Genomic DNA, 11567 nt, shown 5'->3' with positions numbered 1-11567 from the left:
GCGGCTCACCGCCGGCCACGGATGACGAAGAGGGGGGTCATCGAGCCCGCCGCGTTCATGTTGAGCAGTGCGCCCTTCGCCAGACGCACCATGCAGCCGGACACGGAGCTGTCACTCCAGACGTAGGGATTGAGATCCGAGTGATGCTCCTCGAAGCGCAAGCCCTCCACGGACGGGACGGGATAGGACTCACGGGGCGTCTCGACACGCTCCTGCACGACGTGGGGGACTGCCCGTGCGCGCTCCAGGGCCGCCTCCCAGTCCTCCGCCGAGCACTCCCGGCCGAGCACGACGCCCTCTCCACCGGTGCCATGCTCCGGCTTGAGCACGAAGCGCTCGCGGTGCTCGCGGACATGCTCCAGCAGGTCGACCTTCCGGCCCTCGTGGATTGTCTTTCCCTCTCGCACCCGCCGGGTCCACGGCACGTAGGAGCGGGCCTCCGCGATGAGCTCCGGGTCTCCCAGGTGGGCGCACTCCGGATCACTCAGGAGCGCGAAGAGCTGCTTGGAGCCCAGGAGCATGCTGCGGAACATGCCATTGAGGATAAAGGCCCGCCCCGAGCGGACCGCCTCGACCACGGGGTGGCGGGCGCTGTGGCGCGTGACCAGCTCCAACGCGGTGGCGATGTAGGGGAAGACGAGGACATCCACCCGGGTGCCCCCGACATGGAGACCCTCCGGGAGGAGCTCCCAATCGTCCACGGGCGAGGCCACCCGCACGGGCGCTCCCTGCTGTTGCAGGAACTGTTGCAGCGTGTCGATGCTGGGTTGGTTCTTGGCGGCGATGACACCGACGATGGCCACGCCCGGGGGCCGGGCGCCCACACCCATCTGGGCGGTACTCCTGCGCAGCGCTTCCATCAGCGGCGGCCGGGTGGGTGGCGCGTAGCAGTCGTAGCGTTCCGCGAGCCGCCGCATGGGCGGCAACTCGCGGAAGATATCCGCGAGCTCATCCACTTCGATGCTGGCCCCGGGGATGGGGTTGTATTCGATGAACTGGATGCTCCCCGTGGTGTCCAACAGACCATCGAGGCGCCCGACGATGGGGTCCACCGCCGTGCCGCCGTCGAGATTCGCGAACGCCTCGATGAGGGGAGGGACGCCGAGCTCCTGGCGCAGTTCCGCGCTGCGGGCGAGCCGGTCGTGGAGGCTCGTCAGCGCGCGGGTGACGACGACGGCCCCGCGCTGCACCTCCTGATAGGTGCGCTCGCCAATGAAGCGAGGACGGAGCACGTTGCAGCGGAGCCTGTCTCCGAAGAGCAGCTTTCGGGCGCGCATGGCGTCCGCGAACTGTTCGTGCATCGGTCCGGCAAGACCATCCGTCAGGAGCCCGTCGTAGAACGAGGCGGCCTCCATCGCCACTGAGTCGCTCATTGTGATCCCTGTCGAGGAGTGTTCTTCCCTGGAATTCAGCCGTATCCCGGAAGAGACGCGTGCTGCACCAGTACCCGCCCCGTCTGACATGGGGGTGGATCGAGCAACCCCCATACATGGTTACCCCTATGGGGTTCGCTGGTATGTGCGGGGGTGACAATGATTGTTGCGCTGGCGAGCTGCGATGTGAGTCATTTTCTTCGCCCAGGACGAGGAAGACACAACGACCTCTGGACGATGGATGGCACCTGCGCGGGTACGCGGCGGATCAAGCTCTTCACGCCGGGTGAGGAGGCGGAACGCCTACGTCGGTGAGGTGGTGGCCGGAGTGGGCGCCATCTACTTCGAGGTGAGCCTGTTCGTGGAGCTCGCCTCCGGACCGGCGTCGAGCTACCCCCATCAGTTCACGAAGCTCGGGGGCTGACTCTACCAGGCCGCTACGGAGCCCCTGCCGAGGTGAGTGGAAGCTCCAGCGTGGCGACGGCGCCCTGGCCCGGCCCCTTGCTCTTCAGGGTGAGTTGGCCCTTGAGCATCTGCGCCGCCAGCGCGCTCGCGTGGAGCCCGAAGGCCAGCCCCAGGTACTGCGTGGCCCCGTTCTCCCGGGCCACGCGGATGGCCTCTTCGTAGGCCCGCGTCGCCTCCTCCGAGCGCCCGTCGAGGCGGGCCCGCTCCGCGAAGACGAGCCGCTCGAGCGCGCGGAAGTTCTCCGGGCAATTCTCCGCCCACACCGCGAGCTGCTGGTGGTGCCGCGCGATGGCCTCGCGCCACTCCCGCTGCTGCTCGGGCGGGGCCTCCTCGAAGCACGCGGCCAGCTGACGCCTGCTCACGAGGACTGGGAGAGCACGCGGACCCGGCGACAATCCGCGCAGAGGAAGAAGTAGAACGCCATCTCTCCCAAAAAGAGCACCTGCTCCCCCTCGAGAAATAGCGAGGGTCTGCCAAATACCTCATACCCCAGGCTGGCAACATACCGCATGTGCTGTCCGCAACCGCAGACTGCCTCCATCGGCTCCGAGAGCCAGACGGGAGCACCCAGGACCCGGAGAAAACCACTCCCCCCCAAGAAACTGTCACACGCCGCCCAATACCGGTCTTCATCACCGGGAACCTCGTCACGCGTCATGGGACGAAGTGACACGTGCCGCTCGGGCAGTGGCTCGGGAAGCCGATCCTCAAGGGGAAGTGGATGCCCGGAGGCACAATTACCCGCGAGCCACTTGATCTGCTTTGTCTGCACATCGAACTCGTACTCCTGCGCTTGCTCGCCCAGATCGCAGTTGTAATGGAGCGCCAGGGGAAGTTGAGACCCTGCCGCGAAGCCCGCCTCCGGCAGGGCTCCCAGGTCCAGGGATAGCAACAGCCCCGGTGCTGGAAATGAATCGGCTCCTCCCTGGATTTGCCATGAACGGCCACCAAAGAGGTGCGAAGCGCTGGCGTCACCAGGAATGACGATCCACCCGGATTGCTCCAGCTGGGGTCCCCACTTTTCCATGGTTCGAGTCATGAGCTGAGCCTTTCACTTGCATGGAGCCTTGGGAGGCTTCTTGAAGTCAGGATGGTTCTGCGCATATTCGATGACTTCCCTCAATCCCTTGTTATATTTGGATCCGAAGAGCTTTCGGATGTCTCGGATGTCGAGGGCCAGCCGCTGCCGTGCGGACAAGCCCGCGTCGATACGCATGGTGAACTTGCCCTTGCCCCTGAAGGTGCGAGTCAGCGCATGGTCCGCATCCGTCATACCCAGCGCAGGTCCAGCACCTCTCGGAATGCCAACCAGCTGGAGGAAGGCATTCTGCGGCATATGGTGACCCACTTGGCCCGCCAGTTTGGCTTTGTCAAGCACGGAAAATGCCCCGCCCCTGTTGAGAATGCCCGCGAGGCCGAAGGGATCCATCCAAATGAGAGGATCAGGCACATAGGCATAAAGCTCGAGTCCTCCTGCCAGTCGGATGGGATCCTGGCTGATATAGCAGCCTGTACGTGGATCATAATAGCGGAAGCGGTTGTAGTAGAGCCCGGTCTCCGGATCCTCGTACTGCCCCGGCCATCGCCAGGGGCAAGGCGTCCCATCCACTTCCACCTGGGGACACCCGAAGAGGTCCAGCGCCGCACGCCAAGCCGGTTGACCGGCTTCGTCGTAGAGCGAAGAGGGTACACCCAGGTGATCGGTCACCGCGGAGTAACGGCCGGCATCATCTTCCTTGCCAAGCAGTGCCAGGGTATCGGGTTTGAAGACCCAGGTCGTGAGCCCATCGAGGGATGACTCTTCCTCGAGCGGAAGGGGGCCATCCCAAAGCCAGCGGTTCTCGGACTCGACACGCTCGGCCGGGCCATCACCCTGAGCCAGGAGTTGCTTGCGCGTCCGGCGGCCAAAAGCATCGTACTCGAAACGGACGCACTTGCCGTCTGGGCGGTGGATCTCGCGCGACAGTCCAGTGCCGCTCCAGAAGTAGCGCCAGACCCCTCCATCCGGCTCATGACGAGCGGTGAGATTGCCCTCCTCGTCGTAGGTGTAGCGTACGCCGTCTGCCTGCTCCAGCCATCCCCCGCGACCGTAGTGCCGGTCACTCCTGTCCGGCTGTTTGAAGAGGTTACCCACCGAATCCATGACGTGGTACTGCGAGCTGCCATCCGCCAGTCTGGCGCCCACCAATCTGCCGCGCGCATCGTGGAGGTAGCTGGTTGTACCTTGCCATGCATCGATCAAGGCGGCGAGTTGCTCCTCTCCCCGCCACCGGTAGGCTCGCTGCAACTCGAGCTCGCTTCTCACTCGGGTGAAGTGGGTGAGCGGACGGCCTGCGGCATCGTACTGCCAGCTTGAAACAACACCTCCCGGGAACCGTCGCTCCACCTCCTGCCCACCTGCATTGGCGAACCATGCCACCCAGGGGGCGGGCCTGCGAGGCGAGGTCATTGTCAGACTCTGCACCTGACCCAGCACATCCCGGACGATCTGCTGCTGTGACCCCTGCGAGCTGCGGACCTGAACCCGCCCAGTGCCTGTCTCATAGTCTGACGCCACCCAACCCCACGGCTGTTGCTCGCGCACCACTCGGCCTACCGCGTCACGCTCGAGCACCACGTTTCCGCTCTCGCACTCGGCTTCCACCAGCATGCCATCCGGGCGGTAGCGGAAACGGCGGAAGGACCCATCCCCGTAGAGCACTTCGCTCAGCCGACCCGCCTTGTCGAAGGCAAACCGGTCGGCGCGCTGACTGGGATGGACGACCCGGCAAGGACGGCCCGCTGCGTCGTATTCATACCGCCAAGTCCTGCCATCAAACCCTATCTCCTGGGTGACACGACCACAGGCATCCAACTCGAACCGGTAGGCTTCCTCCGCCGCGTTCACCACCTCCACCAATTGGCCTTCCGTGTCGCGCCTGAACAGGAAGCGCGCGCCCCCTTCTTGCCGGCTGGCAATCTGATGGAATCCCGCGTAACCGAAGGTGACCTGCCGCAGCGCTCCCCGGATCTCCAGCAGGTAGCCTTCCGCGTTGTAGCTCATCTCCAGCGTATCGCCTGTTGTCTCTTCCTGGCGGATCTCGCGGCCAAGGATGTCCCGCGTGACGCGCCAGGTTGCACCATGCTCGTCTCTCGCGTTCACGAGCCGCCCGAGCCTGTCGTGCTTGAGCCATACCTGACTGCCTGCCGGGTCCTTCATTCCAGCCAGGCTTCCGGACTCATCATAGGTCAGGGTCGTCCGTCCGCCTTGCGCGCCCACGAAGGCTACCAACAAGCTCCCCGAATACACATACCGCTGCCGCTCTCCCAGAGGGTTGACTTCCTCAACCAGTTGACCCCAGGAATCATACTGCCAGCTCCACTCTCCCCCCATCGGATCGGTGGCACACACGGGGAGATTGCGTTCGTCATACTTGATACATACGGTGGCCCCGGCAGCCCCGGACTGCTTGGTCAGGTTGCCTTGCTTATCGTACTCATACAGTGTGGCATTACCGAGCGGGTCCACCTCCTTCACCAGACGCATGGCCTCGTCGAAGTCGCGCCGCCAGACATTGCCGAGCGGGTCCACCTCCTTCACCACCACGCCGCGGCCATCCGAGAAATACACGGTGGTGTCGCCCAGGGAGTTGGTGACCTCGGTGACGCCCTTCTCCCTGTTGTAGAAGAGCCGGTGGTCGTAGATGCCGCCATCGCCCCAGGTGTGCACGCACCAGGCGTCCGCCCCCTCCCCCTCGTATTCGAAGTAGAAGCTCAGGCCGGTGCGGTCGGTCTCGCGCACCAACAGGTGGCCGCTGTACTCGTAGCGGGCGGAGTGCTCCAGCGCGTCATGGGCCGCCACCAGGTCGCCCGCTTCCGAGTACACATACCGGTTGTAGGGCACGAGCCCCGGCTGCGTGGGGTGGGGCAACCACGTTCGCACCAACCGTCCCTTCGCGTCGTGCTCGAGGCGCAGCCGCCGCCGCGCGCTGTCCACCACCCAGTCCAATCGCCCGTGCTCGTCATACTCGTAATGAATGGCATGCCCGGTCCGGTTGCGCGTGCGCGTCACCCGGCACAACCCGGGCTGCCCGCCTCCGACGTAGCGCAGCTCGTGCACCAGCCCGCCCGCGGTCTCCACGCTCCACTGCAGCTCCCCCATCCGCCTGAGGGTCAGCCGGTCCACCGGCGCGAATACCGCCTGGCCCAGGGGCGCCCGCTGCTTGGGGAAATGGCTCACATCGAATTCGATTTCCCGCCCATCCTCCGCCCGGAACACCACCTTCCCCGGCGCCTCCCATACCGCCAGGTCCAGCGAGTGGCTCCAGCCGTGGCCCACCGGCGAGTCGCGCCAGGAGAGGCTCGAGGAGTAGTTGCGCTCGAACTTGAGCGGAATGGGCCCCGGTAGCTCCCAGTCCACCGCCTCGGTCACCACGCGCCCCGACACCACGTCCACGGGGTGTCCGGTGAGGGTGCAGAGCTTCTTGTGGAGCCAATCGCGCCCGCCCTTGCCCAACCCCACCTTGTCCAGGACCTTGTCCAAGGCCTTGTGGAGGCGATCGGACACGGCCTTCATCTTCCGGCTGGCCTTCTGCAGCTGGCGCAGCTTCTTGAGCCCCTTGAGCAGCGCGCCCAGGGCCAGCCTCATCATCAACCCCGAGAGGGAAATCGTGGGCGGCCCTCCCACGATCACGGGCGGCCCCGCCGGAATGGACAGCGCGATCGAGGTGGGAAGCAGCAGCGTCTTGGCCCCCGGTCCCCGCTTGCGCGGCGGCGAGGGCATGCCGATGTCCTGACAGCTCAACACCGGCAGCGTCATGTAGGTGAAGGGCTCGTCATCCACGAGGACCGTGGAGCTGCCCATGAACGTCTCGTTCTCGTTGCCGGGCGGCTTGGCGAAGGCGCCACCAATGGGGAAATGGGGCGGCAGCGTCACACCGCCCGTTCCCGCCTGCGCCCGTGGCAATCCATTGACCAACACCGTGGAGCCGATGATGGGGATGTAGTCGAACGGGTCGAAGACAATGCCGATATGCGGGTGGGGAATGGGCACCACCGCCCCGGGAGGGGTGATGATGAAATGGAGGTCAATTCCCAACACCGGATCCAGGTGCTTGACCGCCGGCATCATGCCGCCTGACCTCCTGCGTGGCCGCCCGGGGCCTGGGTCACGGGCCGCCACTCCTTGCCCAGAATCGACTCCGCCTCGGCCTCCAGGCGCCGCGCGGCGGCCTCACCCTGGCGGACCCGGCCCAGCCGCACCCTCGCCTCGGCCACGTAGGGAAGCGTCGAGGTGGCACGCTCCTCGGGCACGAGCGCCTGGCCCACCTCCCAGGCGAGCTCGCCGCTCTCCCAGGCCTTGTCCAGCTCCTGCTCGGACTCTCGGCAGAAGCTCGCCATGCGCCAGCACTCCAGCTCCAGGCGCGCATCGGCCAGCGTGCGCGCCATGGGGGCCGACTCCTCGTAGAGCACGGCCGCCCGCGCCCAGTCCTGCATCGTCACCAGCACCGCCCCCATCGCCATGCGGGACTTCAGCCGCAGCTCAGCCCCCTGGGGCTCACCCCGGGCCTCGGCATCCACCGCGACCGCTTCCGCCTGGCGGTAGTGCTCCAGCGCCTCCTTGGGCTTGCTGGCCACCAGGAGCGCCCCTCCCATGGCCCAGCGCGCCGCCACCACCAGTGCCATCCACCCCTGCCCGGCCGCCAGCGCCACCGCCTCCTCCCCCAATCGCGTCACCAGGTTGAGCTCGCCGCGGCCCGCCGCATTGCCCAGCCGCACCAGCAGCTCCCGGTAGCGCCCTCCCGCCGGGTCCAGGCCCGCCGCCCCCGCGCCACCTCCTCCATGGCCCCCGCCATGTCCAGGTCCGCCACCGCCGTCATGACGCGCTTGGGATCCGCCTGTGCCAGCGGCTCCAGCGCCCTCACCCGCACATCATCCAGCACCGCCACCCGCACCTTCGGCGAGCGCAGGTGCGTCAAGGCCTTCTCCAGCCACTGCCGCCAGGCCTTCACCTCCACCACCTCCCCCGGCACCAGCACCACCGCCAACACCTCGCAGACGGACTCGTAATGGCGCTGCAACGCCTCGCAGGCGCTGAAGAAGGCCTCCGCTCCCGACTGCCCGGGAGTCACCGGTCCGAGGCTCACCCCCTCCTGGGTCTCCTCCACCATCGCCACCAAGGTCTCGCGCAGCTCCAGCCCATATGCCTCCGGCTGCACGAAGGGCTGGTCGAATCGCAGGAAGAGGTCCGGACATTCCCCGGTGCGCTCGTCACTCTCCTTCTTCAGCCAGGCCTCGACCATGCGCACCTCGCCGGGCTCCACCACCCAGCGCAGCAGCCGCGCGTCGGGTGATTGCGCGAACTCCACCCACTGGTCGTTCAACCAGTCCAGTCGCTTCTCCACCGCGTTCTTCGTGTCCATGGAGCTAGCACTCTCCGTGCCGCGAGCCGGTTCACCTCGGCTAGCCTGAATCTTGGAGCACCACAGTATCCCCGAGCGGCGCGGTAGGTAATGGCGGAATGGGGGCCCTCTTGCTGGGCGGCGGGCTGGGGCGGGGAGGCGGAGGATGAGACGGCTGGGGCCAGAAGGCGGTGCGCGGCCGCTGTAGGGGGGCGAGCACCCCCATGGGGCACACGGCTGCCCTGGCCGCCCTGGCTCGAGGAGAGCGGCAGGGAGTTGTGGGTCGTGGCTGTGCCAGGCTCAACACCACGCCTGCTGGGGTGGCCTCTGCGCCGGGGCCCGTTTAGGAAACCGTCGCTCTTGGTGTCCTAAGCCAGGGTGGGGATCTTCGCCGGGACAGCGTGTGTCGCGTAGAAGCGCCGCGTGGTGGTCGGGCTCTTGTGGTTGAGGAAGGCCGCTACCGAGGCCGGGTCCGCCCCCTTCTCGATGGCCCAGGTGGCGACGGAGTGCCGGAACCGTCCAGGTGTGAAGGGCGGGATGCCCGCCGCCGTGCAGGCCCCCTTGATGGCGAGGGTGTACTTCTCGAAGCTGAACGAGCCGCGCTCCAGCAGCCGCTTCCCGGCCTCCAGCACCTCGGCGGACACGGCGGTGCGCAAGGGCTCGCCGCTCTTGGTCTGGGGACACACCAGCACGCCCGCGATCCCCTGGGCCACGCCCCGGTAGGGCTCCACGTTGCCCATCCTGGCGAAGCGCACCAGTTCCGAGACGTGCCAGCCGGTGCCCGCCTGCACGTCCATCCCGTCACGCCAGTGAGGCGCAAGGTGCTCTTGGGCTAGGAGGTAGTGCTCCCGGGGATCACCTTGTCCCGCTTCCACTGCTCGGGCCGGGCCTGGGGCACGGTGAGCCGCCCGAAGGTCGGATCCTCGGCCACCGAGAGGACGTGCTTCACCTTGCGCAACCAGGAGTAGACGCGCTTGAAGACCGCGAGCCGATGACCCCGGGCCTTCGCCCCCTCCAGGGCGGGGAGGATGTCATCGAGGAGCGTGACCTTCCGCAGGTCCCGGCCCTTGAGCTGGTCGGCCCACCACGCCAGATAGCCCTGCTGCTTCTTCACCCAGGTGGGGCTGTTCTTGTCCACGTCGCGCGAGTAGGCGAGGAATTCAGCCGCGAGCGGCGCATCAAGGTGGATGGGCGCCTCGTGGAACGAGCCCGCCGGGTTGTAGTGCTCCGGGTCCGTCTCGAACCGCTTGAGCTGCTCCATGGCCGCTCGGAGCGTGGTCGCCCGCGTGCTGACCTTGTAGTTCCGCCCGTCGATCATCCGGCGGATGACGTAGACCTTGCGACCCACTGGAGTCGTGGCGGATGAACCCACCCTCCCACGTCTCCGCGTAGTCCTGGCTCTTGCCCGTGCTTTCACCCATGCGCCCGCGCCCTCCATAGGGAAGAACGTCGGGGGGGTTGCCCGTATTTTGCCCACGGGCAGGGAGGGCAAATGAAAAGGGCCTTGAACTTTCGTCCAAGGCCCTGAAATTACTGGTGAATCTTGCTCCGCGTCTACGACCCGGAGAAGACGCTCGCAGACTGCTTCCGCTACCGGAACCAGCTCGGGATGGACGTCGTGCTGGAGGCGCTGCGCCTCTGGCGCGAGCGCCGCCGCAAGAAGCTCGATGTCCTGTTGAAGTATGCCCGCATGCGCCACGTCGAGCGCGCGATGCGACCCTACCTGAAGGCGATGCCGTGACCGTCAAGAACCTCGAAGCCTCCGTGCAGGCGTGTCTCCAGAACCACGCGCGTGCGACGAAGCGACCCTTCCAGGAACTGCTGCAGTACTACGCGATGGAGCGGTTCCTCTACCGGCTGTCGAAGACGCCGCACCGGGCGCGCTTCGTCCTCAAGGGCGCGTTGATGCTGCACGTGTGGGACGTGCCCCCTCGCGCGCGCGACGAAGGACCTCGACTTCCTCGGCCGCCTCGATTTCCCGTCGCGGGCGCGACTGCCCCGCTCACACCTCAGCCGAGTTGCGCGCGGCGGTGGCCTCGCGGGCGAGCTGCCGCGCCGAGCGCGGCTTCGTAGTCGGCGCGCATCGCGCCAGGAGCACCTTCCAGCCGTTCCGCGCGCTCGCCGCCTCCGCGACGATGCTCGCCACCTCGGATGGGTCGACGCGCTCCTCGGAGATGCGAACCTTGGAACCGTAGTCGGCGGCCAGCGCCTTGCGCTCGGCGGGGCTCTTCGCCCGGGCCACCACGCACGCGTAGGCCTCGCACGAGTACGCGAACGTCTCGCGCTGCCGGTACTCGATGTCGAGCAGCCACTCCTTCGTACGCGTCTCGCGGAGGCCGAGCGTGCGGCGCTTGCAGTTGTGGAAGATGTGTGCCGCCTCGTGGACGATGAAGTCGGCGAAAGGATCGTCCTCGGCGAAGTAGTCCGGCGAGACGTAGCAGGTCGTCTCCTCGCTGATCCCGACGAGGCGCGGGGCCTCCTTGCCGAGCAGCTTCGCGCCGACGCTGAGGAGGTACAGGTTTGCGAGGTCCCACGCTGAGCGGTCGTAGGAGTGGTTCAGCAGGAGCGGCTCGATGGTCTCGCGCGTGACATACACGACGGACTTCTCGAGAGTCGCAAGCACGACATCTTGCTCGGCACGCGTGAAGAGCCCGCGCACCATCGGCTCGACCTTGGCGCGCGTGAACTCGACGCCGACGTTCGCGGGCACCGGCTCGTGCGAGTGCCCCTTCGCTAGCCGACGGACTTCCTCGACGAGCGCACCGCGAAGGTCGGCGTGCTGGCGGCGGCCGCGCTCCATGATGTCGCCGGGCCAGGCGTCGCCGAGCATGTCGGCGTCGCCCGTGCGGAGGTAGCGCTCGATCTCCTCGGCGACGGTCGGCGGCGACATGACGCCATCCTGCCTCGCGTGCTTCGTCACAGGGGCGTTCGCGTGGTCGCCCTAGCGAGTTTCAGCCCACCAGCTTCTTGAGGAGCGCCACCCCGCGCGCGGCCTCGGCCGGCGTCGCGTCGGCCAGCTCGAGGTACACGCGGCCGCGGGCGTCGTAGAAGCTCTCGACCTGAACCACCCACCGCTCGCGCTCGGGTGTGGCCAGCTCGACCTCGGCGGCGAGCTTGTGGAGCGAGGCGCTCACGAAGCGGTGGCTCGTCCCCTTCGGGAGGCGGCTCTTGAGCTGCGGCTCGGGGCTCCCGTAGCGGCTCTCGCCCTGGCTCACCGTTGCCGGGCGGGCCTTTGTCGCACCAGAGGAAGTGGGTACGCTGGGTGGAGCACTCCCATGCCCTGGGGCCCCGTGACAGAGAGGATGTCTACGCTGGCGTGTCACGGCGGTTGCACGAGGTGTCGGGTCGC

General features: G+C 67.0%; 10 protein-coding genes and 1 pseudogene. 2 read left to right on the top strand and 9 right to left on the bottom strand.

What is annotated here, in order from left to right; genetic code table 11:
* Nucleotides 1-5: 5 nt before the first annotated feature.
* Entirely contained in the window at nt 6-1373 is a 1368-nt protein-coding gene (locus JQX13_RS00110; RefSeq protein ID WP_203407049.1) for a hypothetical protein, read from the bottom strand.
* A gap of 286 nt (nt 1374-1659) precedes the next feature.
* Here JQX13_RS00110 and JQX13_RS00105 point away from each other — a divergent pair, with 286 nt between their 5' ends.
* Nucleotides 1660-1797, top strand: coding sequence for a hypothetical protein (locus JQX13_RS00105; protein WP_203407048.1), 138 nt, complete (start codon nt 1660-1662; stop codon nt 1795-1797).
* 124 nt (nt 1798-1921) lie between these two features.
* Here JQX13_RS00105 and JQX13_RS00100 read toward each other — a convergent pair.
* The 6 genes and pseudogenes from JQX13_RS00100 to JQX13_RS00080 form a co-directional block, all read right to left on the bottom strand.
* Nucleotides 1922-2185 (bottom strand): annotated as a pseudogene (locus JQX13_RS00100) (hypothetical protein); the annotation flags it as partial.
* Between the two features lie 704 nt (nt 2186-2889).
* Nucleotides 2890-6948, bottom strand: a complete 4059-nt coding sequence (locus tag JQX13_RS00095) for an RHS repeat-associated core domain-containing protein (protein ID WP_275424975.1) — start codon at nt 6946-6948, stop codon at nt 2890-2892.
* A complete protein-coding gene (locus tag JQX13_RS53585; RefSeq protein ID WP_239015565.1) occupies nt 6945-7595 on the bottom strand; it encodes a hypothetical protein in 651 nt (216 codons plus the stop codon). The genes JQX13_RS00095 and JQX13_RS53585 overlap by 4 nt, the downstream gene beginning before the upstream one ends.
* A complete protein-coding gene (locus JQX13_RS53580; protein WP_239015564.1) occupies nt 7550-8239 on the bottom strand; it encodes a hypothetical protein in 690 nt (229 codons plus the stop codon). The genes JQX13_RS53585 and JQX13_RS53580 overlap by 46 nt, the downstream gene beginning before the upstream one ends.
* A gap of 347 nt (nt 8240-8586) precedes the next feature.
* Nucleotides 8587-9015, bottom strand: a complete 429-nt coding sequence (locus tag JQX13_RS00085) for a tyrosine-type recombinase/integrase (RefSeq protein WP_203407047.1) — start codon at nt 9013-9015, stop codon at nt 8587-8589.
* A gap of 35 nt (nt 9016-9050) precedes the next feature.
* A complete protein-coding gene (locus tag JQX13_RS00080; RefSeq protein ID WP_203407046.1) occupies nt 9051-9590 on the bottom strand; it encodes a hypothetical protein in 540 nt (179 codons plus the stop codon).
* A 171-nt stretch (nt 9591-9761) separates the two neighbouring features.
* On the opposite strand from JQX13_RS00080, the gene JQX13_RS00075 reads away from it, so the two are divergent.
* Entirely contained in the window at nt 9762-9959 is a 198-nt protein-coding gene (locus JQX13_RS00075; RefSeq protein ID WP_203407037.1) for a type IV toxin-antitoxin system AbiEi family antitoxin domain-containing protein, read from the top strand.
* A 261-nt stretch (nt 9960-10220) separates the two neighbouring features.
* On the opposite strand, the gene JQX13_RS00070 is transcribed toward JQX13_RS00075, so the two are convergent.
* Nucleotides 10221-11108, bottom strand: a complete 888-nt coding sequence (locus tag JQX13_RS00070) for a hypothetical protein (protein WP_203407045.1) — start codon at nt 11106-11108, stop codon at nt 10221-10223.
* 61 nt (nt 11109-11169) lie between these two features.
* The gene (locus JQX13_RS00065) at nt 11170-11433 is read right to left on the bottom strand and encodes a hypothetical protein (protein WP_203407044.1); all 264 of its coding nucleotides are present in this window, start codon (nt 11431-11433) and stop codon (nt 11170-11172) included.
* Nucleotides 11434-11567: the final 134 nt, after the last annotated feature.

Origin of the sequence: Archangium violaceum (assembly GCF_016859125.1) — a bacterium.
In the GTDB taxonomy this organism is placed as follows: domain Bacteria; phylum Myxococcota; class Myxococcia; order Myxococcales; family Myxococcaceae; genus Archangium; species Archangium violaceum_A.
Note: the sequence above shows the minus strand (reverse complement) of the source record. Positions and strands in the feature narration are given on the sequence as shown.

Bases quoted from the DNA above. Each gene is read 5' to 3' on its own strand.
- JQX13_RS00070 (WP_203407045.1), bottom strand. From the start codon at position 11,108: ATGTCGCCGCCGACCGTCGCCGAGGAGATCGAGCGCTACCTCCGCACG.
- JQX13_RS00085 (WP_203407047.1), bottom strand. From the start codon at position 9,015: ATGGACGTGCAGGCGGGCACCGGCTGGCACGTCTCGGAACTGGTGCGC.
- JQX13_RS00095 (WP_275424975.1), bottom strand. From the start codon at position 6,948: ATGATGCCGGCGGTCAAGCACCTGGATCCGGTGTTGGGAATTGACCTC.
- JQX13_RS53580 (WP_239015564.1), bottom strand. From the start codon at position 8,239: ATGGACACGAAGAACGCGGTGGAGAAGCGACTGGACTGGTTGAACGAC.
- JQX13_RS00110 (WP_203407049.1), bottom strand. From the start codon at position 1,373: ATGAGCGACTCAGTGGCGATGGAGGCCGCCTCGTTCTACGACGGGCTC.